This window comes from Luteibacter sp. dw_328 (genome assembly GCF_018449605.1).
GTDB lineage: Bacteria > Pseudomonadota > Gammaproteobacteria > Xanthomonadales > Rhodanobacteraceae > Luteibacter.
In genome coordinates, this window is sequence record NZ_JAAVUW010000010.1 from 116,314 (window position 1) to 140,209 (window position 23,896).

Sequence of the window (23,896 nt, forward strand, 5' to 3'; positions counted from 1 at the left end):
AGGGATCACATCGATGAGCCACGATTCTTCTTCTCTCAAGGCACGGGCGCAGGCCCTGCTGGAACAGGCCGGCATCACCCTCGGCGGAAACCGGCCTACCGACCTCGTCGTGCATGACGAGCGCACCTATCCCCGCGTATTCGCGCACGGCTCGCTAGGCCTGGGCGAGGCCTATATGGAAGGCTGGTGGGACGTCGGCGACCTCCCGGCCTTCTTCGCCCGCGTACTCGGCTCCCATGTCGACGACTCGCTGCGTACGCTGGACACCCTCGTCGCGCACCTGAAGGCGCGTTTCCTCAACCTGCAGCGCGGCGACCACGCCTGGGACGTGGGTCGGCAGCATTACGACCTGGGCAACGACCTTTTCGAAGCGATGCTGGGCAAGCGCATGGTCTATTCCTGCGGTTACTGGGCGAACGCAAGCAACCTCGACGATGCCCAGGAAGCCAAGCTCGACCTGATCTGTCGCAAGTTGCGCCTGCGTCCTGGCCAGCGCCTGCTGGACATCGGTTGCGGCTGGGGCGAGGCCCTGAAGTACGCGGCGGAACGCTATGGCGTGAGCGGCGTCGGCGTGACCATTTCGAAGGAACAGGCCGAGTACGCGCGCGAACTGTGCAAGGGCCTGCCGATCGAGATCCGCCTGCAGGACTACCGCGATCTCGACGAACGCTTCGATGCGATCCTGTCGGTAGGCATGTTCGAGCATGTCGGCGGGAAGAACTACCGCACCTGGTTCGAAGTGGCGCGGCGTTGCCTGCATCCCGAGGGACTGGCTGTCCTGCATTCCATCGGCAGCAACGAACAGCCGGGCCGGCCCGACCCATGGATCGAGAAATACATCTTCCCGAACTCGGTCATACCGGCGATGAGCCAGGTGGCGACCGCGCTTGAAGGGCTGTTCGTGGTCGAGGACTGGCACAACTTCGGCACCGATTACGATCGCACGCTCACCGCGTGGCTGGCCAACTTCAACGCGGCGTGGCCGCAACTGGCCGGACGTTACGACGAGCGGTTCCGCCGTATGTGGCAGTTCTACCTCGGTTGCTCGGCCGGTATCTTCCGCAGCCGACGCGATCAGCTGTGGCAGCTCACCCTCTCGCCCAGGGGTGTTGCCGGCGGGCTCCGCGTACCGCGCTGACGCCGCGACGACTTCGTGCCCCGTACGGTCGGGGCATGAACGAGCGGGCGAACGCCAGCGGCGGCGTGGTGGAAACAGACGTACCGGCCCGGCTGGACCGCCTGGCGTGGGGACGCTTTCACACGCTCGTCGCCGTCGCGCTAGGCATCACCTGGATACTCGATGGCCTGGAAGTCACGATCACCGGGTCGATCGCCGGGGCGCTGAAGTCCAGCCCGGTACTGCACCTCAGCGACATGCAGGTGGGACTGGCCGGCAGCCTGTATCTCGTCGGCGCCGTCGCCGGGGCGCTGGTCTTCGGTTGGCTGACCGATCGCCTGGGCCGCAAGAAGCTCTTCACCGTCACGCTCGGCCTGTACCTCGTCGCGACAGCCGCGACCGCGTTCTCGCCGAGCTTCGTCACCTTCGTGATCTTCCGCATGCTGACCGGGGCCGGCATCGGCGGCGAGTACGCCGCCATCAACTCAGCCATCCAGGAGCTGATCCCGGCCCGCTACCGTGGGCATACCGACCTGGTGATCAATGGCAGCTTCTGGGTGGGTGCGGCGATGGGTGCCCTCGGTGCCGTCGCCCTGCTCGACGGCGGCTTGGTCTCCGCCGAAATCGGCTGGCGGCTCACCTTCGGCCTGGGCGCGATCCTCGGCCTGGGCGTGCTCGTGCTTCGACACTGGGTACCGGAAAGCCCCCGCTGGCTGATGCTCCACGGACGCATCGACGAAGCCGAGGCGGTCGTCGCGCAGATCGAACAGCGGCTGGGCGTTCCACCGCCGTCGGAACCGTTGCCGACGCTGCGCCTGCGGCCCCGCCGACTGACCCTTGGCGCCGTCGCTACCACCTTGTTTCGCGACTATCCAAAGCGGACCGTGCTCGGCCTGATCCTCATGGCCACCCAGGCGTTTTTCTACAACGCGATCTTCTTCACGTACGCGCTGGTGCTCGGGCGCTTCTACGGTGTCGCCGACGCCGATATCGGTTTCTACCTGTTGCCCTTCGCCGCGGGCAATTTCCTCGGCCCGCTGCTGCTGGGGCGGCTGTTCGACACGGTGGGACGAAAGCCGATGATCGCCATCACGTATGCCATGTCCGGCCTGCTCCTGTTCGCCACGGCGTGGTTGTTCGTCCACGGCAAGCTGGATGCCCGTACACAGACCATGGCGTGGAGCGTCGTGTTCTTCTTTGCCTCGGCGGCGGCGAGCTCCGCGTACCTCACGGTGAGCGAGAGCTTTCCGCTCGAGCTCCGTGCCCTCGCCATCGCGCTGTTCTACGCCTTTGGCACGGCGCTCGGCGGCGTGGTCGGGCCATGGTTTTTCGGCTCTCTCATCGGCACGGGCGAACGTGAGGCCATCGGTTGGGGCTATGCCCTTGGTGCCGGCCTCATGCTGCTGGGCGCGGCCGCCGCCCTAGCTCTCGGGATCGCTGCCGAGCGGCGTCCGCTGGAGGATATCGCCGCTCCGCTCGGGCGCGCCGACTGACCGTAGGAAACGCCTGCGCAACAGGCTCCGGATGAAGTAGAGCGCGGGCTGTGGGTCGTCCCGCCGAAAGGTATGCAGGTGCGCCCTCGCCCACTGGCTCAGCACGCGCAACCAGGGCAGCCGTTGGCGCTTTCGCAGGGCGAGCACCGTCGGGATATCGTGGTAGAGGTCGACGCAGGCCACGCCCTCCGGGTAAGCACGCGTCGCACGCGTCACCGGGAGTCCCTGCGCATCCTGCCAGGCCATCTCGCACACGTTCATGCCGCAGCGTGCGGCGAACTCGACGTAAGTCCACGCGCGCGTGTTCACCTCGATGATGCGATAGACGCCGTCGCGCGGATCGCGTTTGAATTCGGCGCTGAAGATGCCCCGATAATCCAGGCCATCCAGCAGGCGGCGCAAATGATGGACCGCGTCCGGCAGGATCGCGAGTGGCACGGAGTGACAACACGAGCTGTTGCCGAAGTCCGGTGGCGACATGCGCAGGCGCCGTCGGGCGAAGACGCCGGCATACGCGCCATGCCTGTCGCGAAAGCCATCCACGAAGAAATGCTCGCTGGCCGGACCGGGAACGTATTCCTGGGCCATCACGCTGAAGCCCTGCGCATGCAGACGCGCCCACGTTTCGCGCAGCGCCTCGGGGTTGTCGACCCAGATCCCTTTCACGCCGGTGACATCGCTGAAGCGCTGTGAGTTCACGGGCTTGACGAAGACCCGGTCCATCGCGTCGAACGGGATGGTTTCGATGTCTTCCAGGCAGGCGATGCGATACGTCCGCGGATGCGGAATGTGCGCGGCCGCCAGGTAACCGGCGAAGACCGCCTTGTCCTGCAACAGCTCCTGGGCGTCGCGGCTGGACGTGCTGACCAGGAAACGCTCGCCGAGCCCGGTCGACGGCAGGTCGGCGAGCCAGAGCGCGGCATCGTCCGCGCCGGGAATGATGACGGCCCTGTCCAGCGGCATCGCCCGTAACGCGGCGAGCGCCTGTTCGCCCGGTTGGCCATCCCACGGGTCGCTGCCCGGCGTCGGCCGGTACCAGCGCGAACGGGTGACGAGATCGCCGGGTGGGCAGGCCACATAGGCGGGAATACCGGCGATCTGAAGGCAGCGAAGGATACCCAGCGCAGTGGGTCCGCGCCCCATGACAATGGCGGGTATCCGCTCGTCGCCGCACGTAATCATACCGCCCCCTGTGGCGGGTTCCGACGCCGGAATGGCGCACCCTGCAAGGGGAATGTGACATCGGTGAGGGCGACCGGCCAGATCGCCACACGGCCTATGCCCTATCGGTTGGCGCCACGCTGTTCGGCGAGGGCCGCATCGATGGCCGCATCCATGGCCAGTGTGCCCGCGCGCAGGGCGGCGCCGTCGATCAGCTCGAGCACGTCCGCGAGGCCAGCCGACGACCCGGCGGCCGCGGGTGGCCTCGCTGCCGTGCCGGCAGCCTCCGCACTCATTTCGGTGGCGTACTTCACGATCTTCACGGGACGGCCGTTGGCGTCGAAGATCGGGTTGTACGTTGCCTGTATCCAGACCACGACCTGGCCCTTGGCCAATCGTCGATACAGCCCGGCCTCGTGAAGGCCGGACCGCAAGCGCCGCCAGAAGCCGATATAAGCATCCGAACGGCTTTCGTCCTGATCGACGAAAACACTGTGGTGTTTGCCGACGATTTCATCGAGGCGGTAGCCGGTGAAGCCAAGGAATACGTCGTTCGCGTCGAGGATCATGCCGTCGAGCGAGAATTCCACCACACCCTGGGTACGATCGATCGCTTCCACCCGCTGCTCGCGCGTGGCGACCGCCGTGCGCTCGTCGGAGATATCGCAGGCATACAGGAGCACGGACGAAATCCTTCCGCCCCGGCCGGCGACCGGAATGTAGACGGCCTGGAACCAGACCTCTCGCCCCTGGGCGCCCAAGGCGCGATAGGTGCCAGCGACCTGCTCGCCACGGGCAAGGGCTCGCCAGAGGTGCTCCGCATCATCCAATGGGAAGAAGCGGCTGTGGGGCTGGCCGACCACAGCCTCCGCACGGCAGCCGAGTGCCGCAAGGAAGCGCTCGTTGACCGAGCGCACGACACCATCCAGGCCGAACTCGACGACCGACTGGCTGCGCGAAAGCGCGGCGATGATCGCGCGCTCCGTGCGGGCGGTGCGTCTGCCGCGCACCCATCCGAACATACCCATCGTCGCGCCCCGTACTGCAATGTGATTCAAACTGGCTTATCGGCCGGAGGCGGTCCGGGCTTTAGGCGAACGATACCAGTTTCGTCATTTCACATTTGCCCGTCGGCCACGGCGAACGGAACCACCCCCGGGTCACGGGACTCACTGGCCTGGCGTCGCATCGGCGCTGCGGGACGCGGCACCGAGGGTGACGTGCGCCCCAGGGTGATGTTCTTCGAGGCGCGAACCTCCCGGTTCGCGAAGGTCCAGATCTCGCCGGTTTCGGTGACGAATACCGTCCAGTAAAGGTCCGACTCCGGACCGTAGTCGATCAGGAAATGGGCGAAGCCCTCCCCCTTGGGGGTATTCATCGGAAGCGGTGGGTTCAGTTGCAGCATGATGTCCTCCTCGTGTGCCGATTAGCTCCAACAGCGCGTGGGGCCGGAGTGAACGTGCCGTCGATCACGCATCACCGGACGCGGACACCACTTTTCGTCGCGGGTGGGTAACATGGCGCCATCCGAGCGAAGGTCCATCAGGGGATACAGGGCGTGCAGGCACGTAATTTTGCGGTATCGGTTGTCCAGCCCGGTGGCAAGGTCGCCATCGAGATCGAATTCAACGAAAAAATCCACGGGCTTTCCGGCGACACGCTGTGGCTGTCCCTGGAGGACGATGCCAGCCTCGCGGATGCAGAAGCGCTACGCGCCCTGCTCGAACGGGTGGGTCACCGCCTTACGGTGACGAACGTACGCGCCTGACCGGCGCCGTCGCGGCGTCCGTCACGGTGGTCACCGCGACGGCCAGCGGTACCACCACCGGCGCCAGCCGGTGGTTCACGCCATGTACTTTTCGGCAGCCGAGGCAATGGCGGGTCATGCCCAGGCCACGCCGGGACGCACGCGGGGTGCTCAGGAGACAGCCGCAGACATAGCAGCTGGCGATCGCGCCGCGATCCCATAGCTTGACGCGAACGGCCTGCACGGCCACCCAGCCTACCGCCGCCGTGACCGACCCGGCGACGATCCAGCCCGGGAGGTTGGAATACAGGGAGAGGATGCCGAGGTCCCCGGGCATCTGCTGTACCGCCTTCATCGCCGTCGCCGCGATCGCACCGACGCCAAGGACCATCAGGCCCGGCGAAAACATCCGAAAGTACATCCGTCCGGCGTACGACATGTGGCTCCCCTTCCCCAGCCGGATGCTCCCGGCGGGGTCAGGTTGGAGGCTACAGGGTCTACCCGCCGTGAACGAGCGACGGTCAGGCCGCGGCCGTCCCGAACGACGGCGGCCGGTCGGCCTTTGCCTTGCCGAACGCCTCGTTCGGCGTGTCGCCCATGACGAAGCTCAGGGTGCCACCGGCGACCAGCTCCTTATGGGAAATCCAGCTCCTGGTCCACGGCTGTCCGTTCCAGCTCACCGACTGGATGTACGGCCGGCCGGGGCCATTGCCCTTCGCCTCGATCACCAGCGTCCGGCCCCCGCCCACCTGCACTTCCGCGCGGTCGAGGAGCGGGCTGCCGAAGACGTAATTCGTGCTGACCGGATCGACCGCGTACAAGCCCATCGCGCTGATCACGTACCACGCGCTCATCTGGCCGCAGTCTTCGTTGCCGGGGAGACCGTCGGGCTCGGGCAGGTACATGGATTCAAGGATCATGCGCACCCGCGCCTGGGTCTTGTGATGCGAGCCCGAGTACGCGTAGAGGTAAGGCATGTGGTGACCCGGCTCGTTGCCGAAGGCGTACTGGCCGATCATGCCGGCGATATCCGGCGGCGCATTGTCCGGAAGCGCCGGGTCCGCATTGAAGAGGCCGTCGAGCTTGGCCTCGAACGCGGTTTCGCCACCGAACAGCGTCATGTAGTTGTACACGTCATGCTGGTTGAGGAAGGTGGCCTGCCAGGCATTCGATTCGGTGAAGTCACGCCAGCGCTTCGAGTGACCGATCGCGATCGGGTCGAAAGGCAGAAGCCAGCTGCCGTCGTCGCCACGCGGGCGGACGAACTGCGTGTCCTTGTCGAACACGTTGCGATAGTTCTGCGACTGCGTGCGAAGGAGGGCTGCGTCGTCCGCATGACCGAGCGCGTCGGCCATGTGCGCGACGGCCCAGGCGTCGTACGCGTATTCGAGGGTCTTGCTGGCCGCCTCGCCTTCCTTGTCGCTGGGGATGTATCCCTTCGCGCGGAACGCCGGCAGGCCGAAGTAGTCGTCCTGCAGGGCGCGGCGACGGAGCACCGGCCAGGCTTTCGCATAGTCGATGCCGGTGAAACCCTTGGCCTGTGCCTCGGCGATCACCGGTGCGCAGTGGTAGCCGATCATGCATACGGTTTCGATGCCCTGCAGCGGCCACACGGGCGCGCCACTCGGGCTTTCCACGGCCAGACGCACGAGACCATCGACTAGGTCGGGCACGCGCTCGGGCTGATACAGCGTGAACAACGGATGCTCGGCACGATACGTATCCCACAGCGAGTAAGTGCTGTAGTTGTGGCGACCCTCGGGCAACGTGTGCACCGCCTTGTCCATGCCGCGGTAGCGACCGTCGAAGTCGCTGAAAACGGTCGGCGCGAGCATGGTGTGGTAAAGCGAGCTGTAAAACGTGCGCTTGATCTTGTCCGACGAGGACTCGATGCGGATACGCGAAAGCTCGTGCTCCCACTCAGCCTCGGCCGAGGCGCGCACGCCGTCGAAGTCCCAGCCGGGGATTTCGTTATCCAGATTGCGCATGGCGCCGTCGATGTCGACACCCGAGATGCCGACCTTCACCAGCAGGGGTTCGCTCGACGCCTTATCGAAATGCAGCGCCGCCTTCAGCTGGTTGCCCTTGATCGTGTTTGCCCCCTTGGGCAAGGCCTTGTCGTCGCTATACAGCGTGGCGCTGACGACAGGTCGCGACAGCTTCATGGCGAAGTAAATGACGCGGCCGGTCGCCCACTGGTACACGCGACGGCCGCCGACGACGGTGTCGTTGCCGACGAGGGTCAGCTCGACATCACTGAGCCGGGTCGGCGTCTCAATGTTGTCCTGGTAGCCGTGTGCGAGGTCGAGCAGGATGTGGGCCTCGCCCTCCTTCGCGAAGGTATAGCGGTGTATGCCGGCCCGCAGCGTGGCAGTGAGCTCGGCAAGGATGTCGTGCTCGGTCAGCTTCACCCGGTAGTACCCTGGATGCGCCTGTTCGCCGGTGTAATGCGAGCGGTAGCCCTTCACGTGCGTGCGATAGCCCTTCTCCGGCTTCTGCCCACCCTTGTGCTTGGCGTCGAAGCGCGACACGTAGTTCACGCCGTCGAAATCGCGGTCGCCGGGCTGCAGGCGCACCGCACCCATCGCCGGCATGACCAGGAAGTCGAGCATGTCCGCTGCGCCGGTGCCGGACAGGTGCGTATGCGAGAAGCCCATGATGGAGCCGTCGCCCTGGTGGTAGCCGGACGAACCGTCCCACTCGGCGTTGTTGGTGTCCGGGCTCAGCTGGACCATGCCGAACGGCCGCGTCGCACCCGGATAGGTGTGACCGTGGCCGCCCGAACCGACGAAGACGTCGACGTAACGCAAGACGCCATCCGCAGCGGTGCCGCCGCTGGCGGGTGGCGCGTTCAGGCCTTTGTGTACGCCACCGGCCAGTGCGGTGAGGGAACCGAGCTGACCGACGGCCGAAACAGCGGCCATCCCTTGCAGAAAACGTCGACGGGTAACCATGAATCGCTCCAGCTCAATGCCGCGTCAGACGCGGCGCAGGGAATCGGGATGCTTATCGGCGAGGTGGACGACCAGCTCGCCGAACAAGGTATTGGCCCACGCGAACCACACGCGGGTGAACTGTTTCGGATCATCCTGATCGAACGCTTCGTGCATGAAACCGGTACCGGCATGCGTGGTCTTCAGCCAGTGCAGGCACTGCCGCTGCTCGGCCACGTCGTCCGTGGTGAAGGCCTTCATCATGATCGACATCGGCCAGATCATGCGCAGGCCTTCATGCGGACCGCCGACGCCTTCCGCGGCGCTGCCCTTGAAGAAGTACGGGTTGTGCGTGCTCCAGACCCGGTCACGCGTGCGCTGGTAGCGCGCGTCGTGCGGCGCACTCTCCAGGTAGGGCATGGCGAGCAGGCTTGGCACGTTGGCGTCGTCCATGAACAGCTGGTTGCCGTAGCCGTCCACTTCGTAGGCCCAGTAATCGCCCTGCGGATCCTTGATCACACCGTACTGCTCGACGGCGGCGGCGACGTCGTCGGCCAGCGCATGGCATTCATCGGCGAACACCTGGTCGCCATAGAAGCTGGCGTGCATCTGGGCGAGACGGCGCAGGGTGACCACGGCAAACAGGTTGCCCGGAATGTTGAACGCGTAGACGGTCGCATCGTCCGAAGGGCGGAACATCTGGTGGATCATGCCCACCGGGCGGGTCGGCTGGCCGTAGCCTTTCAGGAACTGGCTCTCGGTCGGATTGGGCGACTGGCGCTGGAAGTGGTACGGACCAGGGCCTTCCTTGCGCTGCTGCTCGCGAAAGGTCGTGACGATACGACGCGTCGAAGCGCGCCACGCGTCGTCGAAGGGCTCGCGGTCACCGGTGACCTGCCAGTAACCGTGCGCGAGACGCACCGGGTAGCACAGTGAGTCGATTTCCCATTTTCGCTCGGCCACGCCGGGATGCATGTCGGTCTGGTCAGCCTGCGCCCAGTCCAGCTTGCTCTTGCCCTTGGGGTCGGGAAGGAAGGCGTTTGCGTAGGGGTCGATGGCGATGCAGCGTGCCTGCCGGCGGATAAGGCCACGGAACAGCTTGCGCAGCGCTTCGTCTTTCGGCGCCAGCGGCAGGTAAGGCCAGACCTGGGCCGAGGAATCGCGCAGCCACATCGCGTCGATATCACCGGTGACGACGAAGGTATCTTCATAACCGTCGAGACGACCGACTTCCACGGTGGTGTCGAGGGTATTGGGGAAGCAGTTCTCGAACAGCCAGGCCAGTTCCGGATCGGCAATCTTCTTCTTCGTCGTGGCGATCAGCGCTTCGACGGCGTCGCTGGTGAACTTGCGCTGGGCAACCGGCGGACGCTTGCCGGGAAACCGCGAGGCGGCGAATGCCCCTGCACTGATGCCGCCGACCATGGCGACACTGGGAACCAGCGACATCCACTTGATGAGATTGCGACGACTGGGATTCACGGCTGGCTTTCCTTCAGGGCATCGATCAGTGAGCGTACCGACAAAGCGTGACGAAGCGTATCGAGAGCGACCTTGCCGTCGATCGCGATATCGACGCTCTCGCCAGGCAGCAGGTCGAAAGCGTTATCGGACAGGCGCACGTCGAGGTCGCCCGTGTCGATCCAGACCCCACGCGCCAGTCGCTTCGCGGTGACTGTCAGGACGAGACCGTGCCCGCTGTCGCGCAGTGTCGTGGCGAGCTCGGGTGTCGGCAGGGCAAGCGTGCGCGCCGCGCCAAAATACAGCAGATGATGCGCAACGGTCTGACCCTTCTCGACCAGGTCGAAGGCCACTACGGTGTGTCGTGGATCGGCACCCTTGAGCAGCGTGGGATCGTCAAAGTGCCCCGCACTCGTACTGGTGAGAGCAGCGGCGTGCACGGCCTGGCTCTCGTCGCGCAACAGCTTGCCACCCATGTCGTAGACACGCGTGCGCAGCGTGGCCTCGAAGTCGGCGGTGCGATCGGACACGGCGAACACGTCGGTCTTGCCGTCGCGGCGCAGCGGCACGATATCGACCGGCGCGTAGAAGCGCTTCGCGTGAAACTGCAGGGCTTTCCAGCGATTGAAGTAATCCACGCTGGCCCAGGAGGCGCCCGGCCAGACATCGTTGAGCTGCCAGTACAACGAGCCCATGCTGCGCGGCCGCGCACTGCGCAGGTGCTCGGCCGCCAGCTCGATTCCTTCGGCCTGCATCACCTGGCTCAGGTAAACGAACGAGGGGAAATCCTTCGGCTCGCCGTATTCCTGACGGATGTACAGCAGCAGGCGCTGGTTGCCGTCACCGTTGGCGAACTTCTGGTGGGCGCGCATCACCTTCGATTCCGGCGCCATGTCGCCGGCTTCGGCGAAGGCCTTGATCGTCGCCATCACCGGGAAGGACTGCAGCCCGTACTCCGACTGGAAGCGTGGGGTGACATCCAGGTAATGGGAAATCGGTTCGGAGCCAGACCACACCTTCCAGTAATGGAAGTCACCGTCGTTCTCCACATTGGCTTCGCCGTCGTAGTCGGTGCTGGGCGAGCTGGCCCAGTACGGCGTCTGCGGTGACAGATCGCCGACCACCTTGCGCAAGGTCTTGCCGAACAGCTCGCGCATACCCTCGTCGAGACGGCGCACTTCGTCGGCATTGACGAATTTGCGGAAATCCTCGCGATCCGGCCAGGAGTCCCAACCTGTCTGGACTTCGTTGTTACCGGCCCAGAGCACGATGGACGGGTGGTCGCGCAGGCGGGTGACCTGCTCCACCGCTTCGACCCGCGAGCTTTCGCGAAAGGCCGGGTCGTAAGGCGTGATGGCACCGCCGAACATGAAGTCCTGCCAGATCATCAGGCCCATGCGGTCGGCCGCGGCGTAGAACGCGTCGTCCTGATAGGTGCCACCACCCCACATGCGCAGCATGTTCATGTTGGCATCGCGCGCGGACCGCAGGAGGGCCTCCATGCGCGCCGGCGTTACCCGCGCGGGGAAGCTGTCGAACGGAATCAGGTTGGCGCCCTTGGCGAAAATCGGCACACCGTTGACGACGAACGCGAAGCCCCTGCCCCACTGATCCTTGTCGCGGCGGAGTTCCACGCTGCGTAGGCCGGTCTCGCGGTCGGCGTCGGCGACCATCGCGCCACCCGTGCTTACGCTCGCGTGAAAGCGATAGAGGTTCGGGTCGCCGTAGCCGACGGGCCACCAGCGCTGCGGGTGGTCGATATCGATGGGCACGGCGACGTGGTTTTCACCCACCGTCAGTGCGACGTCGCGTTCCTGCACGCCGTGCGTGCCGTTCGGCGCGGTCCACTCCACGGCAACCTTGACCGGGCCGGCCTTGTCGGCCCGCAGATCGAGCTGCGCTTCGACATGCGCGTTGGCTTCATCCACCTTCGCCTGGGCGATATGGAAGTCTGCAAGCCGCAAGTCGTCCCAGCTTTCCAGGCGCACGGGGCGCCAGATGCCGGCAGCGAGATAACGCGGACCCCAATCCCAGCCGTAGTGGTAGTTGGCCTTGCGGACGTAGTTAGAGGTCTGCTTGCCTTTCGGCTCGTCGCCGAAGGACGAATCGAATTCACCCGGCAGCGCATAGGGCTGTTTGAGGAGCCACGGCTGCAGGCGGGCGATGGGTGACTGGAAATGCACCAACAGCGTGTTGCTGCCGGGATGGAGCGTCTCTTTCACCGGCAGGCGCCAGCGACGGAACATATTGTCCGCGGCGAGCAGCTTCTTGCCGTTGAGGCTGACCTCGGCAAAGGTGTCGAGGCCGTCGAAAACGAGATCGACGTGGCCGCGCTTGAGCGCGGCCACGTCGACGTCGAAGGAAAGCTGGTAGTCCCAGTCGGCGAGGCCGATCCACTGCAGACCGGCTTCGTTGTCGCGCCAGAACGGATCGCCGATCCGTCCCAGCGCCAGCAGGTCCGTCTGGACGGCACCCGGCACGATGGCCGGTTGCCAGTCCGTCGGGGCCTTTTGCGCGATCGCTGGCACCGCCCCGGGAGCGAGGTGGAACCGCCAACCGGCGGAGAGGTCTCTCTCCACCGGCGTGGCCGCCGTGGCGGCACTGGCGACAAGCCAGGCCACCACCGCCAGCGACGCGCGGCGCATCACAGCTTGAAGCCCATCGTCAGCGTGTACGTCCGGCCGTTCTTGTAGGCATTGAGCGGCTCGGCCGGCGTGTTGTTGTACACGTAGTACGTTTCGTCGAGCAGGTTGGTGCCATCGAGCGAAATACGCATGTGGTCATTCACCTGGTAGCCGATGGAAGCGTCGAGTTCACGGAAGATACCAGTGATCTGCGCCGACTCCAGCTGTGCGATCTGGGTGAAGTACGCCGAGCGCCAGCTATACGTAATGCGCGCATCCCACGGGCCCTTCTCGTAGTACGGGCTGAGGTTGAACGCGTTCTTCGAGTTGTACGGCAGCGGGAAATCGTTGCTCGTGCTCGCATCGGAATACGTGTAGTTGGCCAGCATGCCGAAGCCGTACTTGAAGGTCTGCTGATAGGTAAGCGACAGACCCTTGACCTTGGCCACGCCGGCATTCACCGGAATCTCCATGTCATACACGTCGTCGCGCAGGTTGGTCAGGTTGTAATGCGTCTGCTTGACGTTGGTGTTGAGGATGTAGCCGGAGATGCGACGGAAGAACGCCTCGGCGGACAGCACGCTGTTCTCGGAGAAGTACCACTCTGCCGACGCATCGTAGTTGGTCGACTTGTACGGCTTGAGGTCGGTGTTGCCACCGGAGCCGGTGAGCGTGCGGTCGTCCAGCGCGATATACGGGGTCATCTCCTGATAACGCGGGCGGGCCATGGTCTGGGCCGCGCCGAAACGCAGCGTCACGTCTTCGATCGGGTCATAGGCGATGTTGAACGACGGCAGCCAGTCGTGATACGCGCTGCGCTTGTTCACCGGCGTGTACTGATCCGGGCCGATGCTGTTGTAACCGTTGACCGTGTCACGCGTGCGGTAATAACGCACACCGAGGTTGCCGCGGTAGGAATCACCGGAGAAGTCGCCCTGGATGTAGAAGGCTCGGTTCTGCTCGGCGATGCTGTAGGTGGCCTTCGGATCGAGCGGCGTGCTGGTGACCAGGCTGTTGACGTAGTCCTTCAGGCCACCGCCGCTGATCGTGTTCCAGTTGGCCATGCTGCCCGTGCCGTCGAGACCGCCCAGGTAGCCGCTCGGCGTACCGCCGCCTTCGAGATCGGCCAGCGAAACACCGCTGCCGTCCGGCGAGGGGATGCGAGCCGCATAAGCGTCCTGACCGTTCAGGTGATTGGTCGCCTTGATGCCGACCTCGATCTGGTTCAGCGGACCCCACGACACGTCATGGCGGAAGTCGGTCTGGAAATAGCGCTCGCGATCGTAGCTGGGGGCGTAGCTGAAGCCCGCGCCGTGGGCGAGCATCGCCGTCGCGTCGTTGGGGCTGTTGAAGTTGATCTGCGGGTGCTGGCCGTCGAGGTTCCAGTTGTAGCCACCAAAGCCCTGGAACTGCGCATTCCAGATGCCCTCGGAACCACCGGTGGAACCGGTGTAACCGACCTGGCTCGTCGCCGACCAGCCGTCACCGTACCAATCGGCGCGCAGCTGTGCGGTGCCGGTATTGACCTTGGACTCACGCTCGTAACCGTCGAGGTAGGTCGCCGCACCCGGACCGTACGAACCGCTCGTGCCGACGCCATTCTGGAAGTTGAGGGCGGTGGCGTCGGGCGCGCTGCCGGACCAGTCGCCGTAATGGCTCTGGTTGAAGTTGTCGAACTTCTCGGTGACGTAAAGGCCGGTGAAGTTCAGCTCGAACGCGTCGTTCGGCTTCCACTGCAGGTCGGTCGATACACCGTCGCGCTTGCGCTGCTGCTGGAACCACGCCGTGTTGATCGCGGTCGGATACACGCCCTTGGTGCCCGGCGCGACGACATTCGGATTGAACTGGTGATTCGGGTCGGTATCGGTCGGATCGTTCGCGCGCTGGTAACCGAAGACCTCGGTGCCCTGGCGATCGATGATGCGATCGGAATGCATGACCGAGCCGAGCACGCCGAAGGTGGAATCGTTGTTCTTCCAGCTATAGAGCGCGGACGCATTCGGCTTGCCGGTATCGGCGCGGTCGTTGTAACCGTAGCTGACGGTACCGGTCAGCGTGTTCGCCTTGAGGTCGAGCGGCTTACGCGTATTGACGATGACGGTACCGCCGATGCTGCCCTCGTCGAGGTTCGCCTGCGGGGTCTTGTAGACCTGGGCGTTACCGATGATTTCCGAGGTGAGCAGGCTGTAGTCGAACGAGCGGCTGTCCGGGTTGTTCGGATCCGAGGTCCAGTTGGTCGACGCAAGGGTCTGACCGTTCAGGAGCAGGCGGTTCAGCGCCGGATCCGTACCGAGGATGCTGACCTTGTCGCCTTCGCCGAAGTTGCGGTCGACGCTGATGCCCGGGAGATGGGACAGCGATTCGGCCACGTTGCGGTCCGGGAACTTGCCAACATCCTCAGCGGAAATGGCTTCGATGATGGAATCCGAATTGCGCTTGAGGTCCAGGGACTTCTGCAAGCTGGCACGAATGCCCGTGACCGTGATGCCGGCGAGGTCCGCGGCATTCTGTGCGTCGGCATCGGTGGCCGGGGTCTTGGCTGGCTCCGCCTTCTTGGGAGTCGTTGAGGAGGGCGGGTTCGTCGCGCCGGCGTCCTGCGCCATGGCGGAGCCCGTGGCGAACAGCCCGGCCATGATGGCCATGGAAAGGGCGCTAATCCGGTAATTCACTGCTATCTCCTGGGGATGAGAATGTTTTTTCGGGACGAACGACACCGCGCAAGCTTTCGCCTGCGTTCGTCGACCGTTCCATTGAATGAGTCACTTGCCCTGCGCGCCGGGGGACCCCGGCCGGTTGCTGTTGCAACCTTGTTACGAGGCGGATTTTTAGGGCCCAGTGACAACGTTGTCAACCGATTTTTTAACTCGATCTAAAGTCAGACAAATGATTACAAATGACTGTTAGCAAACGATTTAGTGAAATTATGAAAATACTGCACTGCGGAAAATCTCATAGGGCATTTGGATCGATCCATGCGCGGGCAAGACATTCGATGGCCACGCGTAAACGAATGCTTTCTCTAGGCTTTTCTATGACTTCACGGGAAAGTGACGTGGATGGCCGCCCGGACGACCCTCTTTGCTGCGCTGCAGCGAGGAAAACGGCATATCCAATGCCAACCGGCCGATGAACGACATCGGCAAGTCCTTGCGGAATGTCGATTGATACAGCCATCGGTCACCTGTTTTCGTCGAAGCTGAACGCACGAAGGCCCACGAACGAGCAAAGGAACTCATGGTGATCAAGCGATTCGCACTGGATGTCTCGGTGATGTCCGTCCTATCCGTGTCACTCATCGGCGCCCTTGCGGGTTGCCAGCGCCAGGCGCCGGCCGACGCGCCAGCGCCGGTAGCGGCGGCAACCGCGCCCGCGGCCGAAGCGGCACAGCAACCCGCCTATCAGCAGCCGACGGCAGAGCAGCTCTTCGCCCTGGTCGCGCCGATTGCCCTGTTCCCCGATCGCCTCGTTGCGCAGACCCTCGCCGCGTCCACCCACCCGGACGACGTCGGGCAAGCTCGTGATTTCCTGCAGCAGAACCGCAACCTCACCGGCAGCGCCTTGATCGACGCCGCCGACGGCCAGCCCTGGGATCCGAGCGTGAAGTCGTTGGTCGCTTTCCCCGCCGTGCTCGATCAGCTTGCCAACAACACGGAGTGGACCGCCGCGCTCGGCGCTGCCTATGCCAGCGAACCGACCGATGTCATGAATGCCATCCAGGTCATGCGCGGTCGCGCCCGGGCACACGGCAATCTCCAGAACTCCGCCCAGCAGGTCGTCCAGATCGATCAACGTGGGGCCTCCGACGACGAGACCGTCGCCGACGACAACGGCATCGTCGCCGCGCCCGCGCAGACCATCCTCATCGAGCCTGCCGAGTCGGACGTGGTCTACGTGCCCGATTACGATCCGGACGCCGTGTATGGCGAGCCGATCGTGACGCGCGTCTACTCGCAAGGCTGGTACGAGGAGCCGCGTGAGCGCAGCGACCTCGTCACCACCGGCCTGATTTCGTTCGGCGCCGGCGTGCTGGTCGGCGAGCTGTTCGCGTCGCACGGACACCGTGAGCCGCCGCGCTGGGGTTGGAATTCGTGGAATACGTCGTGGGGCGGTGGCCGCCCCGGCGGTCCACACTACGGCCGCCCGGCGATCGTCTACGACAACCATCCGTACCCCGTGAACCGAACGACGGTGATCAACCGAACGGTCAACATCAATCGTTCGGTGAACATCGATCGCTCGAACCACATCGATAACCGGCACGACTTCAATAACAACAACATCGACAACCGTCGGCAGGCAGCGCCTGTCGCAAACGGGGCCCGACCGGCGCCGCCCGATTACGCGCATATGCAACGTCCGAACTTCACTGCCGGCATGACCCGCCCGACCGCGCCGAACGCACGCCCTGCCCTACCGCCGCCTCAGCGCCAGCAGGTCCAGGCTGCCCAGGGCCAACGTGCGGATGGACGAGGTCCGGAGTCTGGCCAGCGCCCCGGCAGTCCCGCCGAGGCGCGCAACACCAATGCTGCGCAAGCCTTCCATCCCGGGCAGCCGCAGCCCGGCCAGAACGTCTCGCGCAACGAACCGACGCGTTTCGATCCGCACCAGCAGACGCCGGGACAGGTGCCGCACGTGGACCCACGCGAACAGCAGCGGGCCGCTCAGGCCGCTCAGGCCGGACGCCAGGAAGCACGCCCCCCGCAGGTCGCACAGCCCGCGCGCGTCGATCCACGCCAGCAACAGGCGGCACAGGCAGCCCAGGCGCAGCAGCAGGCAAACGCCCGCAATCAGGAGGCCGAACGCTCGCGAGCGGAAGCTCAGCAGCGCGCCGCGGCAGCGCCCCGGCCCCAGCCCGTCGCGCAGCCGCAACGTCCGCCACAGTTCGATCGCCAGCCTGCACAGGAGCACCCGATGCCGCAGCAGCGCGAAGCACCGCAGCGCGTGGAGCAGCAGCAACGTCCGCAGCCGCAACGGCAGGAAGTGCAGCGCGAACAACAGCGCCCGGCTCCGACGCCGCGTCCCGAACCGCAGCACGAGAATCACGCACCCGCGGCGAAGCCCGCACCGCCTGCGAAGCATGACAAGCACGACGATCACTGAGGCTGTGCGGCAAAAGAAAGTTCATCGTGGATTACCGGGACCCGGGCGCTCGGCTTTCGGGCCGAGCTTCTTTCGCACCTCGCCCACAGCTCGCCTTCGGCTTCGCGGGTGGCTCGGCTCCGCCATCGCTCTCTACACTTGGGCGTCTCGCGGGGAGACCTTGGTGCCCACCCTCGCTGCTCAGACACGTCCTCCGCGTTCGAAAAGGAAGGCCGCTCACGCGGCCCGTGTACCTAACTGGCCTACGGCCGCTCCACTTGTGCGGAACTCGCCTCGAGGGTGGACACCAAGGTCTCTCACGACGATACGGTCAGCGGGAAGGAGAGCCGTTGGCGTGGGTGTGGCCGCCCAAGCGGACCGTTACGGCGGTCGTGCTGGCATGTCATTTCCGGCTCGGTGAGCCTTCGTACCCACCGCGCTGCCTCGCGAGGACGACCGCGACCGGCGCGACGCGGTTGACCGTTCCGCGATGCCGACGAGCCAGCAGCCGAAGCGGCGTTGCTTCGTCGGCTCGACCCGCGCGAACCTCAAGGATGGGAAGAGTCTTCGGTGCCCATCCTCGAGGCGAGTTCCGCACAAGTGGAGCGGCCGCAGGCCAATGAGAACATGGTCCGCGCAGCGGACTTTCCGGTACGAAACGCGGAGGACGTGTCTGAGCAGCGAGGGTGGGCACCGAAGGCTCTGCGCCGCGACGTCCACGTAATTCCGCGATGAACCAAAAAAGGGCCCGGCATATGCCGGGCCCTTCGTTCAAGCGAACGCGACGCTGTTACTTCTTGCGCGCGCGCTTTGCGACGGCAGCCTTCTTCACGGCGGCGGGCGCTTTCTTCACCGGTGCGGCCTTGCGTGCCGCAGCGGCTTTCTTCGCCGGGGCCTTCTTCGTCGGAGCCTTCTTCGCAGAAGCCTTCTTCACCGCGACCTTGCGAGCCGGCGCGGCCTTCTTCGTGGCAGCGACGCGAACGGTCTTCTTGGCCACCGCGCGTTTGGCCGTCTTGCGGGCCGCTGGCTTCTTCTCGGCGGCTGACGAAGCGTCCGTCTTGGGCTTGGCCGTACGACGGGCATTGAGCTCCGCGGCGGAGTTCAGCGGCCGCCACGAGCGACCACCCAGTGCCAGCAGCGTGTCGGCCGAGGCCGGGCCCGCGCTGCCCGAGGCGTAGTTCGGGAAGTCGGCCGGCGTGCGCTGCGCCCAGTCGTCGAGGATCGGCTGCACGGCGCGCCAGCAGGCCTCGACCATGTCGGCGCGCTGGAACAGCGTGGCGTCACCGGTCATGCAATCGTAAAGCAGCGTTTCGTAGCCCACGTTCGGCTCGGCGCGGAACCAGTCGGCGTACTTGAAATCCATGCGAACCGGGGCGAGTTCCACCCGCGGGCCAGGACGCTTCACGTCGAACTGCAACGAGATGCCTTCGTCCGGCTGGATCTGCAGGACCAGCCAGTCCGGACCGAACGCGTCCATGCCGGTGCCACGGAACGGGGCGAACGGCGCCGACTTGAAGCGGATCGCGATTTCCGTCGTACGGCGACCCATGTGCTTACCGGTGCGCAGGTAGAACGGCACGCCCGACCAACGCCAGGTGTCGATCGACAGCTTCAACGCCACGAAAGTCTCGGTCACCGAATCCGGCGCGACGTTCGGCTCGTCGCGATACGACGTGGCCAGCTCATTGTTCACCGCGCCCGGACCGTACTGGCCACGTACGGCATCTTCGGGTTGGATCGGACGGATCGCCTCGATCGTTTCGGCTTTGCGCGTGCGCACGGCTTCGGCGTCGAACGAGGTCGGCGGTTCCATGGCCACCATGGCCAGCAGCTGGAACAGATGGTTCGGCACCATGTCGCGCAGTGCGCCGGTCTGCTCGTAGAACGAGCCGCGACGTTCGACGCCGACGGTCTCGGCCACGGTGATCTGCACGTGGTCGATACGGTCTCGGTTCCAGATCGGCTCGAACAGGCCGTTCGCGAAACGGAAGGCCATGATGTTCTGCACCGTTTCCTTGCCGAGGAAGTGGTCGATGCGATAGATCTGGTCTTCGCGCAGCACTTTGAGTATGCGCTCGTTCAACGCGTGGGCCGAGGCAAGGTCGTGGCCGAACGGCTTCTCGATGATCACGCGGCGCCAGAACTGACCGTCCGTGCCACCGTCGTCGACGAGGCCGGCGTTCTTCAGTTGCTCGATCACGTCGCCGAAGAAACGCTCCGGGGTCGCCAGGTAAAAGAGCACGTTGCCCTTGGTGCCGCGGCGGCGCTCGGCATCCTTGAGCTTGGTGGCCAGGCTCTGGAATGCGCTGAGATCGTCGAAGTCGCCGGCGTGATAGCTCATCTGGCTGCTCAGCCAGCCCCATGCATCCTCGTCGAGCTTGGCGCCGGCATTGCTGACGTAACGCTCGAGCGCCGTATGCAGGCTCTTCTTCCAGGCGTTGTCGGCCATCTTGCCGTGATTGAAACCAATCACGGAGAAGTTGTCGGACAACAGGCCGGTACGACGCATGTTGTACAGGGCGGGGACCACGAGGCGGCTGGTGAGGTCACCGGCAGCGCCGAAAATCACGACGGTACACGGGTCGGCCGGGTGAGCGCGCGAGGTAACGCGCTTCGATTGGGCTTGGCTCATGCACGGACTCCTTGGGGATCGGTGGTATTGGGGGAAGCGTGGCTGTCGGCAGTCGCGCTGAAACCGTGCGCGAGACTGAAAGCGGCATTAACCAACGCTACGTGGGAAAAGGCTTGTGGGAAATTGCCCAGTAGTCGTTTCGACCGTGGATCGTACTCCTCTGCGAGCAATCCGAGGTCGTTCGCGAGTCCCACGAGACGGGTGAAAAGCGTCCTCGCCTCATCCATCCGACCGAGCAGGACATAGTTTTCCACCAGCCAGAAGCTGCACGGCAGGAACTCACCTTCGCCTGGCGGCAGGCCGTCAACGCCACTGCGCGTGTCGTATCTGCGGACAAAGCCTTCGACAAGCAGATCCTCTTCGATAGCCCGCACGGTGGCGACGATGCGCGGGTCGTCCGGTGGCAGGAAGTCGGTGAGGGTCACCAGGAGCAGGCTGGCATCGAGTTCGGTCGAGCCGTAGGACTGTGTGAAGCAGCCCCGCACGGGATCCACGCCCTTGGCGAGAATGTCGGCCTTGATCTCCTCGGCCACCCCACGCCAGCGACGAACGAAACCCGGATCACGACCGTCGCGGTTCTGTTCGGCCGCGCGCTGGAATGCCAACCAGGCCATCACCTTGGAATGGACGAAGTGGCGGGGCTCACCGCGGATCTCCCAGATGCCCTCGTCAGGATGTCGCCAGATGCTCTCCAGGTGTTCGAGGAAGACCGACTGCACGTCGTCCGCATCGGGCTGCAAGGCCACGCCATGGCGCACCGCGTGGGCGAAGGCGCCGACGAGTTCACCAAAAATGTCGAGCTGGAACTGGGCCGAGGCCGCATTGCCGACGCGAACGGGCTTGGCGCCTTCGTAACCGGACAGCCACGGCAGTTCGTATTCCTCTAGACGACGCTCCCCCGCCAGGCCGTAAAGAACCTGCAACTGGCCAGGCGACCCGGCGACGGCACGACGCACCCATTCGCGCCAGGCGCTGGCTTCGTCGTGATAGCCCGCGTTGACCAGGGCCGACAGCACGAACGTGGCATCGCGGGCCCAGCAGAAGCGGTAATCCCAATTCCTCTCGCCGCCGAGCTGTTCGGGCAATGAGGTGGTGGGAGCAGCAACGATGCCGCCGGTGGGCAGGTAGCTGAGACCCTTGAGGACAATGAGCGAGCGACGCACGATATCGCTCCACTCGCCGGAATCGTTGCAGCGGCCGGACCAGTCTTCCCAGAAGGCGAGGGAGTCCTTCAACTCGTTGTGCGCGTCGAGTGCCACCGGCGGCGGCAAGTGCGAAGGTCCCCAGGCCATGACGAACGGTATCGAATCGCCTGCACTGACGGCGAAGCGCGCCACGCTGTTCATCCCCTCGCCCTCCACGGCGATCGGGCTGCGAACCACCAGCAGATCAGGCCCTGCGACCGCCGTGATCGTCTGCTCGTCGATCCGGGTCACCCATGGCATGGCGCTGCCGTAATCGAAGCGGATGGTGAGGACACTTTCGAAGTCCACGCGTCCTTCGATCCCCTCCACGATCCGGGTGACGCCCACCTGTTCTCCGGCAAAGGGCATGAACTCGATCACGCGGGCGCGGCCGGTGGCGCATCGCCATTCCGTTTCAAGCACGAGGCTGCCGTCGATGTATTGCCGCTGGCACGTCGCGTCCGGATCGGCGGGCGCAAGGCGCCACCGCCCGTTGCTTTCATCGCCCACGAGCGCGGCGAAACAGGCGGCCGAATCAAAGCGCGGTACACACAGCCAATCAATGGAACCGTTACGTGCTACAAGGGCGGCGCTGCGGCAATTGCCGAGCATCGCGTAGTCTTCGATCAGGGATGCCATGGAGTCCTCGTCGCGGGGGCGCAATTCCGTTTACGGTAGCCGCCGGGACGTTAGAACCGCGTAGCGATCAATGACCCGATGAGGCGACCGGCGCACGATCGCCTCGCGCTGCCTCGAACAGGCTATGCGCAAGTTCCTGCTCACCGTAGATGACCTTGCTCGCACCGAGCCCGGCCAGATGATCCATGCACTCCTGTGAGTGCGCGCGAGCCACGATGGGCAAATCGGCGCGGAGCTGTCGAGCCGCACGCACCACCTGCCCGGCTTCGAACGGATCCGGCACAGCGACAATCAGGGCCCGCGCGCCGGTGAGGTTGGCTTCGGCAAGCACCAGGGCCGCGGCGGCATTGCCGATGACCACGTCCGCGTCGCCCGATTCACGCAGGGAACGCACGGCATCCTCATCGGTCTCGATCACCAGCACGCGTGCGCCGGCCGCACGCAGTTCGGCAAACACGCGCCGCCCGACACGACCGAAACCGACCAGCACCGTATGCCCGCCCGTCGCCGCCGGATGCTGCTCGGGTGCATCGGCATCGTGCTTCGCAATCCAGCGATCCAGTGCCACAAAGAGCAGCGGATTGACCAGGATGGAGACGATGGCCGCGGCGAGGATCACGTCGCGCGCCTGCGCACTGATCAGGCCCACCGACACACCGAGCGCAGCGAGGATGAAGGAGAACTCGCCGATCTGCGCGAGACTGGTGGCGATCGTCAGCGCCGTCTTCACCGGCCGGCCGAAGGCCCGCACGATGACGAACGCGGCGGCCGACTTGCCGATGATGATGATCAGGCAGGCGGCCAGCACGACCCACGGATGCTCGACCAGGATATGCGGGTTGAACAGCATGCCGATGGAGACGAAGAACAACACGGCAAAGGCGTCTCGCAGCGGAAGCGTCTCCTCGGCCGCCTGCTGCGACAACTTCGACTCGCCCATCATCATGCCGGCGAAGAAGGCGCCCAGTTCGAACGAGACGTCGAACAGGTGTGCGGCGCCGAAAGCGACACCGAGGGCCATGGCCAGCACGGCGAGGCGGAACAACTCGCGCGACCCCGTGGCCGACACGGCCTGCAGCGTCCAGGGAATGACACGCTTGCCGACAATGAGCATGAGGGCGACAAAGACCACCACCTTGCCAACGGTCCAAGCGACGGTCTCGAACAGCTCGCCCATCGACGGCGTCGCGCCACCCTTCTCCGAGCCGAGGAAGCCACCGATCGCTGGCAGCAGTACCAGCGCCAGCACCATCGCGAGATCTTCGACGATCAGCCAGCCGACCGCGATGCGGCCGCGATCGCTGTCGAGCAGCCGGCGTTCTTCCATCGCCCGCAGCAGAACCACCGTGCTCGCCACCGACAGGGCCAGGCCGAAGACGAAGCCCTGCGCAAGCGGCCAGCCCAAGGCCCAGCCGAGCAGCATGCCCAGGCCGGTAGCGACACCCATCTGCACGGCGGCGCCGGGGATGGATATTGCCTTGACCGAGAGCAGGTCCTTCAGGGAGAAGTGCAGCCCCACACCGAACATCAGCAGGATCACGCCCAGATCGGCCAGTTCCTGGGCGATCCCTGCGTCAGCCACGTAGCCGGGAGTGAACGGCCCGGCCACGACGCCGGCAACGAGATAGCCGGCGAGGACAGGGAGTCGAAGGCGGTTGGCGATGGCGCCGAAGATGAAAGCGAGGACAAGTCCGCCAACGATGGTGGCGATGAGTGGCGTGGCGTCGTGCATGGGCGGCTCCCTGAGTCGTCGTTGGCCGTGCCCCGAAGACACGGCATGCACCCTCGTCGCTTTGATGTCGGGTCAGCCCCTCAAGATTGGGGAC

The 23,896-nt window shown here is 65.0% G+C and carries 15 protein-coding genes; 4 read left to right on the forward strand and 11 right to left on the reverse strand.

The window, feature by feature from the left end:
• Window positions 1-13: 13 nt before the first annotated feature.
• A complete protein-coding gene (cfa, locus tag HB634_RS21435; RefSeq protein ID WP_213950038.1) occupies window positions 14-1,138 on the forward strand; it encodes a cyclopropane fatty acyl phospholipid synthase in 1,125 nt (374 codons plus the stop codon).
• Between the two features lie 35 nt (window positions 1,139-1,173).
• Window positions 1,174-2,610: an MFS transporter gene (locus HB634_RS21440; protein ID WP_213950039.1), complete on the forward strand. Its 1,437-nt coding sequence runs from the start codon at window positions 1,174-1,176 to the stop codon at window positions 2,608-2,610.
• On the opposite strand, the gene HB634_RS21445 is transcribed toward HB634_RS21440, so the two are convergent.
• From HB634_RS21445 to HB634_RS21455, 3 genes are all read right to left on the reverse strand, one after another.
• The gene (locus HB634_RS21445) at window positions 2,539-3,792 is read right to left on the reverse strand and encodes a hypothetical protein (protein ID WP_213950040.1); all 1,254 of its coding nucleotides are present in this window, start codon (window positions 3,790-3,792) and stop codon (window positions 2,539-2,541) included. The genes HB634_RS21440 and HB634_RS21445 overlap by 72 nt on opposite strands.
• Before the next feature lie 101 nt (window positions 3,793-3,893).
• Window positions 3,894-4,799 carry a PAS domain-containing protein gene (locus HB634_RS21450; RefSeq protein WP_213950041.1) on the reverse strand — a complete coding sequence of 302 codons (906 nt, stop codon included), beginning with the start codon at window positions 4,797-4,799 and terminating at the stop codon, window positions 3,894-3,896.
• An 89-nt stretch (window positions 4,800-4,888) separates the two neighbouring features.
• Window positions 4,889-5,176, reverse strand: a complete 288-nt coding sequence (locus HB634_RS21455; RefSeq protein WP_063572629.1) for a hypothetical protein — start codon at window positions 5,174-5,176, stop codon at window positions 4,889-4,891.
• 153 nt (window positions 5,177-5,329) lie between these two features.
• Between HB634_RS21455 and HB634_RS21460 the strand changes: the two genes are divergently transcribed.
• Window positions 5,330-5,539, forward strand: a complete 210-nt coding sequence (locus tag HB634_RS21460; protein ID WP_046980021.1) for a hypothetical protein — start codon at window positions 5,330-5,332, stop codon at window positions 5,537-5,539.
• Here HB634_RS21460 and HB634_RS21465 read toward each other — a convergent pair.
• From HB634_RS21465 to HB634_RS21485, 5 genes are all read right to left on the reverse strand, one after another.
• Entirely contained in the window at window positions 5,514-5,957 is a 444-nt protein-coding gene (locus HB634_RS21465) for a hypothetical protein (RefSeq protein WP_213950042.1), read from the reverse strand. The genes HB634_RS21460 and HB634_RS21465 overlap by 26 nt on opposite strands.
• An 82-nt stretch (window positions 5,958-6,039) precedes the next feature.
• Window positions 6,040-8,472: a GH92 family glycosyl hydrolase gene (locus HB634_RS21470; RefSeq protein ID WP_213950043.1), complete on the reverse strand. Its 2,433-nt coding sequence runs from the start codon at window positions 8,470-8,472 to the stop codon at window positions 6,040-6,042.
• A 24-nt stretch (window positions 8,473-8,496) separates the two neighbouring features.
• On the reverse strand, window positions 8,497-9,876 hold the full coding sequence (locus HB634_RS21475) for a glycoside hydrolase family 125 protein (protein WP_255548737.1): 1,380 nt from the start codon (window positions 9,874-9,876) through the stop codon (window positions 8,497-8,499).
• Window positions 9,877-9,929: 53 nt separating this feature from the next.
• Window positions 9,930-12,557 carry a glycoside hydrolase family 2 protein gene (locus tag HB634_RS21480; protein WP_213950044.1) on the reverse strand — a complete coding sequence of 876 codons (2,628 nt, stop codon included), beginning with the start codon at window positions 12,555-12,557 and terminating at the stop codon, window positions 9,930-9,932.
• Window positions 12,557-15,205: a TonB-dependent receptor gene (locus tag HB634_RS21485; RefSeq protein WP_345777524.1), complete on the reverse strand. Its 2,649-nt coding sequence runs from the start codon at window positions 15,203-15,205 to the stop codon at window positions 12,557-12,559. Before HB634_RS21485 ends, HB634_RS21480 begins: the two co-directional genes overlap by 1 nt.
• A gap of 565 nt (window positions 15,206-15,770) precedes the next feature.
• On the opposite strand from HB634_RS21485, the gene HB634_RS21490 reads away from it, so the two are divergent.
• Window positions 15,771-17,636, forward strand: coding sequence for a DUF3300 domain-containing protein (locus HB634_RS21490; RefSeq protein ID WP_213950045.1), 1,866 nt, complete (start codon window positions 15,771-15,773; stop codon window positions 17,634-17,636).
• A gap of 769 nt (window positions 17,637-18,405) precedes the next feature.
• On the opposite strand, the gene zwf is transcribed toward HB634_RS21490, so the two are convergent.
• The 3 genes from zwf to ybaL all read right to left on the reverse strand — a co-directional run bounded on the left by zwf (window position 18,406) and on the right by ybaL (window position 23,802).
• Window positions 18,406-20,247: a glucose-6-phosphate dehydrogenase gene (gene zwf, locus HB634_RS21495; protein WP_213950046.1), complete on the reverse strand. Its 1,842-nt coding sequence runs from the start codon at window positions 20,245-20,247 to the stop codon at window positions 18,406-18,408.
• Window positions 20,244-22,070, reverse strand: coding sequence for a glycoside hydrolase family 15 protein (locus tag HB634_RS21500; RefSeq protein ID WP_063571676.1), 1,827 nt, complete (start codon window positions 22,068-22,070; stop codon window positions 20,244-20,246). The genes zwf and HB634_RS21500 overlap by 4 nt, the downstream gene beginning before the upstream one ends.
• A 67-nt stretch (window positions 22,071-22,137) precedes the next feature.
• A complete protein-coding gene (ybaL, locus tag HB634_RS21505) occupies window positions 22,138-23,802 on the reverse strand; it encodes a YbaL family putative K(+) efflux transporter (protein WP_213950047.1) in 1,665 nt (554 codons plus the stop codon).
• Between the last annotated feature and the right edge of the window lie 94 nt (window positions 23,803-23,896).